Genomic DNA, 14,994 nt, shown 5'->3' with positions numbered 1-14,994 from the left:
CTCCCCCAGAACATGATGTGGTGTTATGCAGCTTTATTCTAACCGCTTACAATACGGCTTGGCAGGGAATATCCTCGCCTAAATAGGGAATATTTGCGTTTGTTGTCGAACCTTGCGATAGCGAAGCGGCGACATCCCCGTCTGCTTCTTGAACACTTTGCTGAAGTAGTTCTCGTCGTCGTAGCCAAGCTGGTTAGCGATTTGAGCCACCGGCATATTCGTATTGGCCAGCAAAGCTTCGGCTTTCTCGATTTTCAATTCCGTCAAATACGAAATCACTGTCGTATTGTACGTTTCCTTGAACTTCTTGGAAATATATTGCGGGCTAAGATGGAACTTCTCCGACAATGTCGAGAACGAGATGTCCTCGTGAAAATGATGGTTCAAATACTCCCGAATCGCTTCGATTTCTTTATTCCCGGCAAACGACGAATTCGTTGTCTCCAGCAATACCCAGAACTGCTGCAGCAGCATTTTCTCCCATTCCTCCAGATCGCTGATCCAGAGCGGCAAGTTAGGAACCGGCGAAGCTCCCGATTGCTTGGCCGCCAACCTGCTGAGCAGTAAATTCGCCTCCAAAGAACAGATTTGCAGCGACTTGAGTGCAAGCGTCCCCTGCGCCCGCAGACTGTCTCCGTACTTTCCGACGATGTCCAGCACAAAACGCTTATTCCCCGCATCGATCGCCGTTTGCAGTAATAATTGCTGGTTCATGAACGGAGGAATTTCCGGAGTGGACGAAGCTTTCGAGAGCATCGCCTTGCCCGACAGCACATCGCAGCCCAGCAACTCGTTTTTCGCCTCCCCGATCGCTTGAACAAGCTCCGTGGCACTGCACGCTCTGGGACATTGCCCAATCAGCACGTCCAGCCCAAGCGTCGTCTTCCAGGCTCGCCTAACACGGTCGAACGACGGATCGAGGGTTCTCTGCACCGGCGAATTCGCTCCCACTATGATCAGCCACTGATAGTCGTTCAGCCTGCACAAGTAATTCGGGCGTTCTCCTATCGCATCCCGGGCGATGTTATCGACCGCGAAGAAAAAGAGCTCCTCGTCCATTTCAAATCGACTACCCACAATGTCCATTCTTTTGCGAGGCAAAATGACGGCAATGCTCAGAGCCTGCTCAGACAAGCCGTGCTTGGCGAACAACCGCCTGACTGCGTCGTTAAGCTGACTTTCCCCTCTCGCGTAGGAAGCCAGCTTCTTCTCGTCTAGCATCGCGTCCGCCTTGCGGACGATGTGTCCGTGCTCCGTTTCCGACTGCTTTTTGGACTCCAGCTCGTTCCAGGCGTTAACGGCTTTTTGCAGTGCTTCTTCAAGCTCTTTCCTGTGAAACGGCTTTAGAATATAGTCCACACCGTTCGCTTTGATCGCCGCCCGCGTATATTCGAAATCGCTGTACCCGCTAATAACGATGACCTGCGTGTTCGGCTGCAACTCCCTTATTTTCTCCAGCAGCTCGATTCCGTTCATCATCGGCATTTTCATATCGCAGAATACGACGGCCGGTTTGCTGATCTTGATCAGCTCTAGCGCCTCCAGACCGTTCTCGGCCATCAGAATGTCCGTTATGCCGAATTTCTCGGCCGATATCGACAGCTCGATGCCCTCCCGGACATGCTGCTCATCGTCCACAATCAATAGTTTCATTCTGAATTGCCTCCTCAAGGGGAATCGTCAAAGTAATTTCCGTTTTGTCGTAGGGAACGCTGCTAATCTGCCATTCGAACGAGTCGCCGTAACGAATCCACAGCCGTTGCAGCACGTTCATTAAGCCGATGCCTCCGCCCTCCCAATCCTGAACGTGGTGGATGGCGTATCTTTTTTTGAGCAGCTCGATCGTGCCATCCTCGAGGCCTTTGCCATTATCGACGATGCGGATCGTCAGTCCGGAATTCAAGGCAATATCCACATGAATGAAACCCGCGCCAATCCCGTTCTCGATGCCGTGGATGATGCTGTTCTCCACGAGCGGCTGCAGGATCATTTTGGGGACGGTTACATTTTCCGCCTCTGACTCGCATGAAATTCGGTATGAAAGCTTGTTCTTGAATCTGTTTTCCTGAAGGGACAGGTAATGCTCGATATGCTCGACTTCCTTGCCCAGCGGAACGATTTCGGTTTTCATATCCATGCTATAACGCAGAATGAAGCCAAGCTCCGATATTCTGTCGTTAATTTCTTCCGCCCGATAACGCAGCGCAAGCGTAGAAATCGATTGCAGCGTGTTGTACAAAAAATGCGGGTTAATCTGGGCCTGCAACATTTTCAATCGCGCGGTCGATACTTCAAGCTTCTGCTGGTAGTCCTTGATGATCATCTCTTTCAGGTTGTGCACCATGCTTTCGAAGCGTTGCTCCAGAATGCCGATCTCGTCCTCCCGAGCATTAAATTTGACGCCGTCAAACATGCCGATTCCTACCCGGGATACGTTGTGCACAAGCCGCTTGATCGGAACCGTAATGGAGTAGGATAGGAGAAGCGCGAACAAGATGACACACGCAACGGCGGCGGCCTGTATGGCGATCGTCTGGTTCAACGTATTTCTGGCTACTTTATTGATCGCTGCCGCTGAAATAAATTTGAGACTTGTTAACGGCACGCCCAGGTACTGGTCGCGAATGTACACGTACACGCCGCTCTTACCGTTCAGTTTACCGAAGCTGTAGCCCTTTGACTTCGACGGGTCGGTTGCGATTGTATCCATGGAATCCAGCTGCTTCAATTCGCTCGCCGACGAATACAGCATCTGATTGTTGCGGTCAACGAACAGAAACATCGTTTCACTGGCGGAATCGAAAAGCTGCCGGTTCAGCCTCTCCAACTCGTCCAAGGACACATAGATCGACAGAAGACCGATCACCGTCGAATTCGGATAATCGATCAGCTTCTTGTGAAAAGCGAGAAACCGCTCGTTGCCCAGTTGCTTCGTCTCGTAATTCGCCACACTGTCCCATTCTTTTTCGTTCGCAGGGGGCAGTACCGTCTGCCAGCGATCGTTGCCCATCAAATTATCGAGCTGAAAATGCTGTCCGGTGCCCCTATCATAGAAGTTGACCATCTTGATTTCTGGACGCCTGCTGTACGTCTCGTTCAGTTTTCTCTGAATGTACATATTACGCTCGAAGCGAGTCATGTTTTTCCACACATACCTCGCAAAGTCCGGGTCGGCATACCAGGATACCGACAATAGATTCAGCTCCTGCAAATACTTTTTCATATTGTCCATGCCGATGGTCATCGTATTCTGATTGAGCTCGATCGAATGCTCCTGAAGCGTACGATAGTTCGACCGATAGGATATGACGTTCGACAGAATAAACGGAATCGTCGTCATGACGAGCATCCAGACGAGCAGTCTGGCAAACAAGCTTCTCTTGTAGATACGGTTCATTTCGCCGTCTCTCCCCCTCTGCAGCGCCCGGATGGATGCCTTATTGTCGCCGTCTCCGGCATAACCGTCAGGGTTCCCGCCGAGCAATACCTCCTATATTAGCCGCTCTCCCCCCGATTCGTCCATTTGCATCTCCAAAATCCGCACCGCATGCAGGGCTTCAGAACCCGGGGTAAAATAATGAGGGTGCCCCAAAAGCAATCTGTGGTCACTCTCAGCAGTAAAATAGGATGATATTTAGAAGAAATCGAGGAGCTAAGCGGTTGTCTTCGCTTAGCTCCTCGATTTTTTGCGTTCACAGCTGCAATTCTTAGAAGATTGTCTGCGAGGGATAGCCGCGCGACGCCTGGCTCGGGTAAGTTCATGTGTCCGCCACTGCTCGTATGTCCATACCCGCATGGCTAACGGACTTCAGCGCCGTTGTTTCTACGAAATCAGCGTTTTCCGGAATTTAGTGGACACCAGGGCCTTTATTGCCCTCGAAAAGCATGATTTCGGCCTAATTCAAGCGATTAGCTGCTGCCAAGTCCGTTAGAATTCTAATCGGTACATCATCGGGCAAATAAGTACTGCATGTCCGTTAAGCTCGGTGGTGCAGGGTTGTTGCTGTCCGATTGTAGAAATGCGACTTATGGGACACCCTCTTTTCCGTCATCAAATCGTCAACTTATCGTTCATTGAGAATATACCGGGTTTACATAATTCCCAGTAAAATGAAATTAGGCATTTCATCATTAAGCGAAGGCGGGTTGATACATGGTTACGGCTAAATCGAAACGCTCCATTTACTTTTTGATCGCTCTCGTGTCACTGATCTTGATCACGGATACGGCGGTTGTTCGTCTGACCGCGCCGTTCGCGGAAGATCCTATCCTGGTTTACGCGATACTGTTCGATTTCATGCTGGTCATCCCGTTCTTATATTGGGTATTCGTCTTACGGGTTCAAGGAAAATCGATCGCCAAAGTCGCACCGTGGCCAATAGCGGGCGCCATCGCTGCGTGGGTCGCGCTTCCTGTGTCCATGCGCGGCATGGTCTGGCAGTCGGTCTGGCCGGTCGAGGCAGTGATTATAGCCTTAGAAGTTGCCATTCTCGGATATGAATTAAGAGCAGTGTACCGGCTCGTCCGGCGCTTCCGCCTGGTCTCCAAGCAAGAGCCCGATACCGGAGAGGCGCTACGGATCGCGATGTATGAAGGGGTCGGCAAGGGGAAATTCGCCCACTTCCTGCTTCATGATCTGAGCATGCTGTATCATCTATTTTTTTCATGGGGGAGAAAAAGGAAATCTGATAACGAGGATTCCATGACAAGTTTTACTTATCACCGCAAGACGAGCCAGACGCTGTATGCGGCGATCATCACGAAGATTATCGTTCTGGAAGGAGTCGCTATGCATCTGCTGCTCCAACAATGGTCCCATTGGGCGGCTTGGATCATGACAGCCGCCGACCTATGGCTTCTATCGTTGATCTGGGCGGATAGCCGAGCTTCCTTCCTGCAACCGGTCAGACTTGCCGCCGGCCATCTTAAGCTTCGATACGGCTTGCGAATTCAGGCGGATATCCCTCTCACCGCCATCGCCAATGTTGCATGCTCAACCGAGTACAGTCCGGACCGGAATGAACAGCGTGATTCGGCTATGCCTATGCTTTCTGCACCCAACGTGCGGATAGAACTCGCGCATCCGATGCAGATCCAAGGTTTTCTCTTCCAGCCGCGCACCGTTAAGTTTATTTATTTGGCCTTGGACGAACCGAAGGCATTCGTGCAGCGATTGGAAGACCGCTAAACGATTCTTCCGCCTTCTTTAACCAACCATTCTCCGGTTTCCCATTCGGTCGGATTGCTTTGGTTGCGTTTATAATAGAGATCGAATCGTATCTCTAAATCCTCCCGCCATGGAGAGTCGATGATAATACTACGGAAAATATCCTCAAGTCCAGGAATCGCAAACCCAATCGGAGCAGGGAATGCCTCCTCAAGCTCATGTTTGGACAGATCGGTAACTAGAGCAAACTGTAAAATAGGAACGGAAGCATACCTGTCGTAGACCCATTCGAATTTCGGATTTCGATTCTCCGTGAAATCAATGATATCATGACGAAACTCTTCCTCATTGGCGGGAATGATAAACGGCCATTCTTCACCCGGATACCGGTACAGATTGGATATTGGGGATAGGTCACTTAATAATTGCTCCCAATTGTCCCTAGACATTATAGACATTGGAATATTAACTCCCGTATGATCAATACCTACAAGATACCCCTTCAATCTGGAGTAAACAGACTGAATCGTATTTGGATTCGAATGGCTTAAATGATTCACTTCTGCCTTTTCCGAATGATGAGGTTCCGAGTGGTCATGGGCATCCGCATTATTCAAAATGTTTAGCTTTCCGATTCGTGCAGAAATCGGTGTAGTCGTATGTAACTTAATCTCGAGAAAACCCACGGCTTTCGTTCTGAACGATGTCATCGGTTGGTGATCTCGAACTGTGGGATAAAAGGTAAGATTTTGATTCGGGATCTCCATAAAAAGCGCTCTAAATGCTCTGTTCCACTCCATCTCGCTTTGGCTATGACCGGGAAAAATAACTGAGATTTCCTTGAGGCGAACTTTAGCATGCGTCATAACGCCACTCCCTCATAAAGAAGATCGCGAACCTCCCAAACCAAAATTTGGGAGGTTCGCGTTGATTATACCGCACATATGTTCGCAATTCAAGATCTATGATCGTACACAAACTCCAACCAAAACCACGCCCGCCTACTTGCGTAATCCGGCAAAAATCTTTATTATAGTGAATGATAATGATTCTCATTATCGACTAATTAAGGGCTTTTATTACACATTCCAATGGAGGAAACCCTCACATGAAAAAGGTATTCATCCCTTTCATTCTGCTCATTACTCTTGCTCTGAGCGCGTGCGGCGCCAATGAGCCGGCTACCGCCCCCGAAAGCAACACAGCGTCGATAGGCGAAGCGCCGAGCCAGGAAGCGCAATCCGAAACTGTGACCTACGATTCCGAGAACGGTCCGGTGAAAGTCCCGGCCAACCCTCGACGAATCATTGGATTGACGAACGCCCCTAACCTCGTTTCCCTGAATGCAAATCTGGTCGGAGTGGACGAGTGGACAAAGAAAAATCCGCTGTTCACCGACAAGCTGGCCGGCGTAGTGACCGTATCCGATTCGGATCTCGAAAAAATCATCGAACTTGAGCCCGATCTGATCATTGCCGGTTCTTGGATGAATAATCTCGACAAGATGAGCGAGATAGCCCCGACGATCGTCTACACATGGGGCAAGCTGGATTATCAGGCCCAACAGCTCGAGATCGGCAAGCTACTTGGCAAAGAAGCGGAGACTCAAGGATGGATCGACGATTTCACGAGCCGCGCCAAAGCGGCCGGAGACCGGATCAAAGCGACGTACGGCGACGACGTCACCGTATCCGTCTTCGAATACGACATGAAGGACATTTACGTATTCGGCAACAACTGGGCGCGCGGTACCGAAATTCTATACCAGGAGATGGGGCTGAAAATGCCCGCCAAAGTCGAGCAAGATGCGCTGGGACCGGGCTACCACACGCTGTCGCATGAAGTTATTCCCGAGTATGCCGGGGATTTCATTGTGCTGAGCAAAAACAAGGAGGGAAATGGCGCATTCTTGGATACGGAAATGTGGAAGAACATTCCGGCGGTGAAGAACAATCGCGTCATCGAGATCGATACACAGTCGTCGACGTATAGCGATCCGACAACGCTCGAATATTTGCTGAACATTTTCAAAAATGGATTCTTAACAGCGAATTAAGCCAATCGAAACACTATTCCGACCTGTATTCCAGATGAAGTAACGGGAAAGGCTTGCCCGAGCCGTCCAATTCCGACCGCCCAATCTGTACGAAACCAATACGTTTGTAGAACGCGCACGCTCCTTCGTTTTGCTCATTGACATCGACTTGGAGCGTGATTCCTTTTAACTGTTGGGCGTGTTTGATTAACTGGCTGCCTATGCCCTTGCCATGGTGCTCCGGATCTACGAATAACATCTCGATCCCGGTTCCGGCAAGTCCGATAAAGCCAACCGGTTCTTTATTTTCGTTTCTGCTGACCCAGACCTCGACTTGTCTTAATGCCCCGTTCTGAACGAACTCGCGGTAAAACGCGATGTCCGAATCCGTCAAGAACGTATGGGTGCGGCATACGGCTCGATACCAAATATCGACTAGAGTATCGTGGTCGCTTTCCTGGAATGGGGTTATCTCGTTTAACATGGTTGCTCCTCCTATAATTTCACGAGGCTATCGTTTTATTTAGACCAATAGTTTAAGAGTACATGGTCTTGCTCGAATAAGAAAGGGTTAAAAGAAGTTTACACAAATAAGCCCGCTCTTTTCGAGCGGGCTTTGCGCCGATCATGATCTAACCGGCTTGGCTTCAGGGAATCGGTGCGACAATGATACGAGTGACGTTGGCTCCCCCCATACCGCCGTTCACGCGAATCACGTTATTGGTGCCTGCGTTCAGATCGATCTGACCGCTCACGCGACCGGTATAAGTGCTCCATCCACCCGTACCCGGCAAGGAAAAAGTATAACCGTTCCCCGTCGTGTCTCCACTGGCGTTTACCTTAAAGGTAGATTGGTTATCCGCGGAACCGTAAACGATGGTCAGTTGCTTCTTTCCTCCCGTGCCGCCGTCAATGCCCGTCAATTGGAAGTAGGAACCCGGGATATGCAGATTTTCAATAGTTCCGTTCGAGCGGGTCGCCCCTCCCCCGACGGTCACGTTGTTCCCGCTCATCGGGTATTCCGTTGGCTGGGTAGCCGGTTTTAACGATACGATGACGCGGGAGATATTGGCTCCTCCCATACCGCCGTTCAGCCGAATGACGTTGTTCGCGCCCGGGTTCAAATCGATCAGACGATTGGTTCGACCGGTATAGTTGCCCCATCCGCCCGTACCGGGCAGGGAAAGAAAATAGCCGTCCCCGGTCGTGTCTCCGCTGGCGTCCACCTTAAAGGCCGCTCCGCTGTCGCCGGAAGCATAAAGCACGGTAAGAAGCTCCTTGCCGCCTGCGCCGCCGTTAATGCCGCTCAACTGAATATAGGAGCCTTGGTTGTGCATATTTTCAATATTGGCGCCCGAGCGAGTCGCTCCTCCTCCGATCGTAACGTTGCTGCCGTTCATGGCATATTCCGTTTTCTGGGTATATGCGTCAAAGTTCTCGTTAATTAAATCGTAATACTTGATCTCCGTGGCGCGGGAACGCGGCCCGACGGCCGGAACTCCCTCGGACGTCTGGATGACCTTCTGGATGGTCCCGTCCGAATTGAAAGTCAACCGATCCACGCAGACGGAACGCAGCGTACCGTTGGCGGAGATTTTGGCATTATGGTAGAACAAATACCAATTCCCCTTATATTCCACGATAGATCCGTGCGTCGTCTCGCTATTTAATACCGGATCCAACATAATGCCACGGTTCGTCCATGGCCCAAGCGGACCGCTGCTAGTGGCGTACCGCACCCGGTTTGCTCCCGGATTATTGTCGGAATACATCAAGTAATACATGCTGCCCCGCTTAAAGACCCATGTAGCCTCGTGGAAGTCCTGCAGTTCGGTGAACTGCTTGATCGGTCCGTCAATCGAGGTCATGTTGCTGGCTAGCTTGACGCCGTAGCTTTTACCTCCGCCGCCGGCATACAGATAATAGGTTCCGTCGTCATCGCGAAACACGCTCGGATCGATCATATTGCTGCCCGGGAGCCCTTGGATATAGCCTTGATCGGTAAAGTCCGCGGCAGGTTTATTACTTGTGGCCACGCCGATCTTCCAAGTATCGTTCCAATTCGTGCCGCTGGGATGAGGGTAGTAAAGATAATAGGTCCCGTTCTTGTAAGCGGCGTCCGGAGCCCACATAAAGCCGCCCTCCGGCCTGCCCCACGACACGTTGGCAGCGCGAAGAACCTCCCCTTCGTCCACCCAATCCACCATATTATCCGACGAGAATACGTGATACTTATCCATGAGATCGCTGCCCCGGGACGGGAAAATATCATGCGACGCGTACACGTAAATACGTCCGTCGCCCCACACATGCGCGGAAGGATCGGCGGTGAAAATACTGGTGAAAATGGGATTTCCGGACGTGACGACAGGATCTGCGGCCGAAGAAGAGGACGTGAATCCGAAAAACGCGGACAGCAGCATTGTTCCGGATAAGATTAGACTCCAATGCTTTTTTTTCATCATTATTGCCTCCCTATGAAATGGATTTGGGTTGCATGCCGGTATAGCGTTTCATGTTTCATACCGTTAGACTGCTTGGCAACCAGACAAAGAAATCGATCCGATCATCCCCCTTTGGCGTTCAAAATGGAAACTAGTAAATATAGGAATCAACTCTAGCTTACAAGAAATGTAACCGATTACATAGTGGGGTATTTTTAAACTTTTCCCTGTTATTTCTGGCTTAATTTACGGGACCTTTACATCCCCGATAAAAGTTAGATACAAACCTCTGTTTTAATAATGATATCGGTTAGGTAATCCTATCCTAGCCCTGATAAATGATGGGATGTGTCCGATTAATTTCGGAGCATCGGTATATACTGAGCACACACAGGTTCCGGGTAACACCCGAACGTACGCCGGCTTGGAAAGGAGGTCCATCATGAAGCTGGTATCCGTCGTGGCCGATCTGGCCTACACGTTGCAGCAAGGAGAGCTGCAGACGGAGATTACCTCTATCGCGTTCGATTCGAGGGAAGTGACGGCGGGAGGCCTCTTCGTGGCGATCTCCGGATTTCAGGTGGATGGACATGCCTATATCCAGCAGGCGATCGGGCGGGGCGCTTCGGCAGTCGTCGTCGAGCAAGAATCCGTCGCGCCGGAAGGGATCGCTGTGTTGAAGGTGGCGGATTCCCGAGATGCGCTGGCCCGAATGTCGGCAACCTTTTACGGCAATCCGACTGAAACGATGAATCTGATCGGCGTAACCGGAACGAACGGCAAAACGACCATTACGTACTTCATTCAATCCATTCTGAAGGCCGCCGATCGATCCGTCGGCTTGATCGGTACGATAGGAAGCTTCATCGGCGACGAGGCGGTTCAATCCCGCAATACGACGCCCGAGTCGCTGCATCTCCAGCAACTATTTTTTCAGATGCGGGAGTCGGACATCCGCGATTGCGTGATGGAGGTGTCTTCCCATGCCTTGAGCTTGAAGCGAACCGCCTATTGCCGGTTCCGAACCGGCATATTCACGAATCTGACCCCGGATCATCTGGAGCTTCATCATTCGATGGAAAGCTATTTCGAAGTGAAGGCGCAATTGTTTGACCGAACGACGGCGGCGAACATTGTGAACGGGGACGACGAGTACGGTCGTCGTCTGATCGAAAGACTGCGCGGGCGGGCGCCACGGTTAATCCGTTACGGCATCCGGAGCGAGAACGAGGTGTACGCCACTGAAATTCGCTGCCGGGAGGACGGGACGAGCTTCATCGCCCATACGCCGGTCGGAAGATTTGCCGTCGATCTTCATTTTCCCGGCATGATATATGTGTATAACGCCCTTGCGGCTATTGCATTCGGTTTAAGCGAGGGGATCGACTTGAGCGCCATTCGTCGCGGGCTGGAGGCAGTGAAGGGGATACGCGGCAGAATGGAGACGGTATACGCGAATGGCGACTATCGGGTCATCGTCGATTTTGCTCATACCGAAGATGGACTGGAGAAGCTGCTGCTCACGCTGCTTCCCTTCGTCAAGGGCCGGATCATTCTCGTGTTCGGGGTGTACGGGGCGGAAGGCGAGCATGGAGAAAGGAAACGGTTGGCGATGGGGCGGGTAGCCGGCACCTTCGCCGACTTGTCCGTCGTCACGTCCGATAATCCGAAGCAGCAAAACCCGGCTCGTCTATTGCTTGAAATCGAGCGAGGCGTGCAGGAAGCCGGTGGCGTCTACCGTTCGTTCCTAGATCGCAAGGAGGCAATTCATTACGCGCTTAACGAATGCCGTAAGGGTGACATCGTCGTCATTGCGGGCAAGGGGCACGAAACGACGCAAATATTGGGAAACGCGGAAATTCCGTTTAACGAGAGAGAAATTGTGAACGCCTATATGGCGGAGCAGGAGCATTCCGGACTGGAACTGAGCGCCTTTTCGGAATGAACGACGGGGGAGCCTTCTTGGGGGCTCCTTTTGCTATAGGGCGACTTGTCATCACGTACCGAGATCCAATCTCCAATCGTTGCATCGAATAAAATTCCCAGGCGGGTATTCGAAGCTGCACTCCTCGACCAATTGAAAACCTAGTTTCCTGCAAATGGCGTTCGATGCGAGATTGTCGATGGAAGGGAATGCATGAATATGCCTTCTCTTCTTCTCCACGGCAGCGTTCGCTATGGCAAGCTCCCCCGCTTTAGCCGCTATTCCTTGCCCTTTCCCTTCGATCTCAACGTATCGTTGGTGGCGGTTTAAAACCTGCTCCTCCGTCTCCGGACCTCCCAGATGATCCAGCATCTCCGGCGCATTCAAACGATGCAGCAACGGGAGATCGGTATGTGCCCAAGTCCTAATCTCTACTTGTATTTCTTTCGTTTGATCCAACAAAAGATTCACTCCGTTCCCAACAATAATATTAACTATCTACAGCGTAACATTTTGCGAACAAGTGTTCCACTTTAGTTTTTGTTAGAATAATCCGTAATAAAAAACATATTGCCAATAGGTAACCGTTTCTATAATCATTTTGGATTGTAGAAGCTATATTCTGGATGAGGAGTGAATCACACTGAAAAAGAAAATTACCGCTACCGTCATCGGTCTGTCCTTGTTCGCAAGCATGGGCGCCGGCGTTTACGCCGGGTCTAACCTGCAAGAGATCAAAGCTTACTTGAATTCCGGACTTCATTTCAAAGCGAATGGATCCCCTGTTCAATTGGTCGATGCCAATGGATCGCCTGTCCTTCCGATTACGTATAACGGCTCGACTTACTTGCCGGTGCGCGCGATCGCCGATGCGCTAAAAGTCGCCGTTGATTACGATAGCAAAACGGGAATGATCCAGCTCGGAGAGAAGTCTGAAGGCGTCGCGATCGCCGCGGGCTTCGATTCGATGTACCATACGAAGGATCCCGCGAAAACCTCTTACAACGGCAAGGATTACAAGGACGTTTACTTCGACAACGAGAGCGGAGGCCGAAGCAGTTCCTTCATTCTCCACCCGAAGAAGAAATTCCAGAAGCTTTATCTGCAAGTGGCCGCCACTGGCAAGGATATCGAAAATCTGGTCGTTAAAGACAGCGACACCAGTACCGAGCTTAAACAACAAGCGATCTCGATAGCCGACGGTTTAGCGACGATCGAAGTAGATATCGGCGGCGTTGATACTTTGTTTATTCATACGGAACTCGAGAGCGGCGGCGGTTTGTTCGTCCCGCTGACTACTTCCTACTACAAATAAGGTGCTGACCACACCACTAAAAGGCCGGGTCCTCTGTTAGAGGTGCTCCGGCCCTTTTTTAAGTCATCTCGTCGCTTAAGCGAATCGTACTCCTAGCAATCCCGTGATTAAGCCGAATAGGACGCCTATCGTACAGAGCGTCAACCAGATTCGTCTGTGACGCGGGTTGTTCATGAAACACCAGCCTAAGATTCCCAGAAGAATACCCTCGATCAGAAACCACGGTTCGAAAATAAATAGATCCCACAGAACAAAAACATGTTGCTTCGCGTTAAACGACTCTAATTCTATTCCGATAACGCCAGTAATTTGGAGGATGCGATAGCCGATTCCATAAATGCCGTGCGATGTCGCTACAGAGCATCCCGCCAGCAGCACCGCAAGCAATGACCAGCTTAGTAATTTTCGTTTTCTGAGATAGATCAGGGTAATTCCCAGAAGTCCAACCGCCGTGAGAAAAACGGAAGCCACCCAGTTAATCATTTCCCATTGGGGAGATTCGGATATACCCGGCTTCAGTATCGACAAACCGAGCTTGCCACCCATCGCCCAATAAAGATGGGGCAGCATATAGGCGACCGACCAAATGAATACGGCATATCCTGACCACGTTAAGGAACGCCTTCGGTTCGATTGTGACTGCATACGAAGTCCGGGGGCATTTGCTTTTAGATCCATAAGTCTCCCCTCCCTTGATTTCGAGTCCTATTTTATCAAGCGGAGGAGAAATACGGAACCATCTGTTGTCCGGGAATGACCTGGTCTGAGGTCTGAAAACAGGTTCTATCCGAAAATGTCCTGCACTTCGTCTTTCACGGAACGAAGAGGTTGTCCGACCAGCTCGGCCAAGTCATCGGATGTGAATTGCATATCGGAGAACGGCAGCATCCGGTAGATGTTATTCTGATAATCCTTGTCCGTGCGGTGAACGACCTTCCTGCCTGTAACTTCCGAGATCGCCCTTGCCAGATCATCCAGATTCCAAGTTCGCGTTGGGGTCAGCTCGTATGTCCGATTCTCATGCCCTTCCTCGGTAAGGACGATAGCGGCGGCGTGCGCCAAGTCCCAACGAGAGGCGGTATTAAAATTCCAATTCCCCGGGGGGCTGACCAGAATCCCGCTGGCAGCCGCTTCCCGGATCCCCAGGAACTTCACGATATCCGTGTAATAAGCATTACGCAGAATCGTATAAGGGATATTCGACTCCCTTATGGCTTGCTCCGTATCCAAGTGAAGTTTATGGACGGACAGGTTGCCTTTCTCCGGTGCAAATATACTGGTATAGACGATATGATTGATTCCGGCTTGGCGAGCCGCTTCAATGACGGAAAGATGCTGTCGCAGACGAATGGCTTCGTCCGTACAGGGGGAGGATACCATCATCAATTTACGAGCGCCGCGGAAAGAGGGTTCGAGGGATTCCGGCACATCGTAATCGCCATACCGTACATCCAGATTCGGATCCCTATATCCTTCAGCGATATGCGGCTGTCGGACGCTAAGGACCAGGTCTTCTGCGCGGCATCGGAAAAGCAATTGTTTCAGAATCAATCCTCCCAAATGACCCGTCGAACCAGTTAGAACGATTTTCATAGAACCGACTCCTCTAAGGTTAAGTAGTTAAATATTTAACTATATAGGCGCAGGAAGCCATTACTCCTTCCTTGCCTGCAATTTGCGCAGAAGCGACAGTAATAGCTTTAACTTGTCCGCATCCAAGTTTTCCATCCGCTTAGCAATGACCGCGCGATTTCCTGGCAATACATCCAGAAGCAGCTTCTCTCCCTCATCGGAGAGCAGTATTCTACGCTTGCGGCCATCCTTCGGGTCGCTGATGCTTCGAATGTAGCCCTGCTGTTCCAACGGCACTAGCAAAACGCTGATATTGGCCTTCGTTACCCCAATGCGTACTGCCAAGACTGAAGGGAGAATGGTACCGCCCGCTTTGGCGATCTCGACCAGAATGCGGATTCGAGCTCCATTAATCCCCCGCGAGGACCAATATTTCTCCGAATTGCCGATAAGCTCAGCCGTTGTATCCACCATGGCAAAAAAAGTTTCCACCTCTAGCGGTTGCTGGGACACATAACGCTGAAGAACGTCCATCTT

General features: G+C 50.8%; 13 protein-coding genes. 4 read left to right on the top strand and 9 right to left on the bottom strand.

Annotated elements, in window-relative coordinates; genetic code table 11:
* Positions 1 to 78 precede the first annotated feature (78 nt).
* Together FPZ45_RS20620 and FPZ45_RS20615 are read right to left on the bottom strand one after the other, a co-directional pair.
* Positions 79 to 1,653: a response regulator transcription factor gene (locus FPZ45_RS20620; RefSeq protein ID WP_144706028.1), complete on the bottom strand. Its 1,575-nt coding sequence runs from the start codon at positions 1,651 to 1,653 to the stop codon at positions 79 to 81.
* A complete protein-coding gene (locus tag FPZ45_RS20615) occupies positions 1,628 to 3,484 on the bottom strand; it encodes a sensor histidine kinase (protein ID WP_144706026.1) in 1,857 nt (618 codons plus the stop codon). Before FPZ45_RS20615 ends, FPZ45_RS20620 begins: the two co-directional genes overlap by 26 nt.
* Positions 3,485 to 4,153: 669 nt before the next feature.
* Between FPZ45_RS20615 and FPZ45_RS20610 the strand changes: the two genes are divergently transcribed.
* A complete protein-coding gene (locus FPZ45_RS20610; RefSeq protein WP_144706024.1) occupies positions 4,154 to 5,188 on the top strand; it encodes a hypothetical protein in 1,035 nt (344 codons plus the stop codon).
* On the opposite strand, the gene FPZ45_RS20605 is transcribed toward FPZ45_RS20610, so the two are convergent.
* Positions 5,185 to 6,033, bottom strand: a complete 849-nt coding sequence (locus FPZ45_RS20605; protein ID WP_144706022.1) for a hypothetical protein — start codon at positions 6,031 to 6,033, stop codon at positions 5,185 to 5,187. The genes FPZ45_RS20610 and FPZ45_RS20605 overlap by 4 nt on opposite strands.
* Before the next feature lie 242 nt (positions 6,034 to 6,275).
* Here FPZ45_RS20605 and FPZ45_RS20600 point away from each other — a divergent pair, with 242 nt between their 5' ends.
* Positions 6,276 to 7,223: an iron-hydroxamate ABC transporter substrate-binding protein gene (locus FPZ45_RS20600; RefSeq protein WP_144706020.1), complete on the top strand. Its 948-nt coding sequence runs from the start codon at positions 6,276 to 6,278 to the stop codon at positions 7,221 to 7,223.
* Between the two features lie 13 nt (positions 7,224 to 7,236).
* Here the strand turns inward: FPZ45_RS20600 and FPZ45_RS20595 are convergent, their stop codons facing one another.
* Positions 7,237 to 7,686: an acetyltransferase gene (locus FPZ45_RS20595; protein ID WP_144706018.1), complete on the bottom strand. Its 450-nt coding sequence runs from the start codon at positions 7,684 to 7,686 to the stop codon at positions 7,237 to 7,239.
* 163 nt (positions 7,687 to 7,849) lie between these two features.
* On the bottom strand, positions 7,850 to 9,667 hold the full coding sequence (locus tag FPZ45_RS20590) for a family 43 glycosylhydrolase (RefSeq protein ID WP_144706016.1): 1,818 nt from the start codon (positions 9,665 to 9,667) through the stop codon (positions 7,850 to 7,852).
* Between the two features lie 421 nt (positions 9,668 to 10,088).
* On the opposite strand from FPZ45_RS20590, the gene FPZ45_RS20585 reads away from it, so the two are divergent.
* Positions 10,089 to 11,591 carry a UDP-N-acetylmuramoyl-L-alanyl-D-glutamate--2,6-diaminopimelate ligase gene (locus FPZ45_RS20585; RefSeq protein ID WP_186438488.1) on the top strand — a complete coding sequence of 501 codons (1,503 nt, stop codon included), beginning with the start codon at positions 10,089 to 10,091 and terminating at the stop codon, positions 11,589 to 11,591.
* Between the two features lie 51 nt (positions 11,592 to 11,642).
* Here FPZ45_RS20585 and FPZ45_RS20580 read toward each other — a convergent pair whose 3' ends face one another.
* Complete coding sequence (locus FPZ45_RS20580; RefSeq protein WP_144706012.1) at positions 11,643 to 12,032, bottom strand: GNAT family N-acetyltransferase; 390 nt, start codon at positions 12,030 to 12,032, stop codon at positions 11,643 to 11,645.
* A gap of 220 nt (positions 12,033 to 12,252) precedes the next feature.
* Between FPZ45_RS20580 and FPZ45_RS20575 the strand changes: the two genes are divergently transcribed.
* The gene (locus FPZ45_RS20575) at positions 12,253 to 12,885 is read left to right on the top strand and encodes a stalk domain-containing protein (protein WP_342780079.1); all 633 of its coding nucleotides are present in this window, start codon (positions 12,253 to 12,255) and stop codon (positions 12,883 to 12,885) included.
* Between the two features lie 75 nt (positions 12,886 to 12,960).
* Here the strand turns inward: FPZ45_RS20575 and FPZ45_RS20570 are convergent, their stop codons facing one another.
* The 3 genes from FPZ45_RS20570 to FPZ45_RS20560 all read right to left on the bottom strand — a co-directional run bounded on the left by FPZ45_RS20570 (position 12,961) and on the right by FPZ45_RS20560 (position 14,991).
* The gene (locus FPZ45_RS20570; RefSeq protein WP_144706008.1) at positions 12,961 to 13,563 is read right to left on the bottom strand and encodes a DUF3995 domain-containing protein; all 603 of its coding nucleotides are present in this window, start codon (positions 13,561 to 13,563) and stop codon (positions 12,961 to 12,963) included.
* A 105-nt stretch (positions 13,564 to 13,668) separates the two neighbouring features.
* Positions 13,669 to 14,478: an NAD(P)H-binding protein gene (locus FPZ45_RS20565; protein ID WP_144706006.1), complete on the bottom strand. Its 810-nt coding sequence runs from the start codon at positions 14,476 to 14,478 to the stop codon at positions 13,669 to 13,671.
* Between the two features lie 60 nt (positions 14,479 to 14,538).
* Positions 14,539 to 14,991, bottom strand: coding sequence for a MarR family winged helix-turn-helix transcriptional regulator (locus tag FPZ45_RS20560; RefSeq protein WP_144706004.1), 453 nt, complete (start codon positions 14,989 to 14,991; stop codon positions 14,539 to 14,541).
* Positions 14,992 to 14,994 lie beyond the last annotated feature (3 nt).

Source organism: Cohnella terricola (assembly GCF_007786475.1).
GTDB classification, from domain to species: Bacteria; Bacillota; Bacilli; order Paenibacillales; family Paenibacillaceae; genus Cohnella; species Cohnella terricola.
The sequence above is the reverse complement of the archived record's forward strand: the minus strand, read 5'-3'. Positions and strand labels throughout refer to the sequence as shown.

Excerpts from the sequence above, each read along its gene's own strand:
- FPZ45_RS20595 (WP_144706018.1), bottom strand. The coding sequence starts at position 7,686 with ATGTTAAACGAGATAACCCCATTCCAGGAAAGCGACCACGATACTCTA.
- FPZ45_RS20585 (WP_186438488.1), top strand. The coding sequence starts at position 10,089 with ATGAAGCTGGTATCCGTCGTGGCCGATCTGGCCTACACGTTGCAGCAA.
- FPZ45_RS20620 (WP_144706028.1), bottom strand. The coding sequence starts at position 1,653 with ATGAAACTATTGATTGTGGACGATGAGCAGCATGTCCGGGAGGGCATC.
- FPZ45_RS20610 (WP_144706024.1), top strand. The coding sequence starts at position 4,154 with ATGGTTACGGCTAAATCGAAACGCTCCATTTACTTTTTGATCGCTCTC.
- FPZ45_RS20560 (WP_144706004.1), bottom strand. The coding sequence starts at position 14,991 with ATGGACGTTCTTCAGCGTTATGTGTCCCAGCAACCGCTAGAGGTGGAA.
- FPZ45_RS20570 (WP_144706008.1), bottom strand. The coding sequence starts at position 13,563 with ATGGATCTAAAAGCAAATGCCCCCGGACTTCGTATGCAGTCACAATCG.
- FPZ45_RS20600 (WP_144706020.1), top strand. The coding sequence starts at position 6,276 with ATGAAAAAGGTATTCATCCCTTTCATTCTGCTCATTACTCTTGCTCTG.
- FPZ45_RS20590 (WP_144706016.1), bottom strand. The coding sequence starts at position 9,667 with ATGATGAAAAAAAAGCATTGGAGTCTAATCTTATCCGGAACAATGCTG.
- FPZ45_RS20605 (WP_144706022.1), bottom strand. The coding sequence starts at position 6,033 with ATGACGCATGCTAAAGTTCGCCTCAAGGAAATCTCAGTTATTTTTCCC.
- FPZ45_RS20565 (WP_144706006.1), bottom strand. The coding sequence starts at position 14,478 with ATGAAAATCGTTCTAACTGGTTCGACGGGTCATTTGGGAGGATTGATT.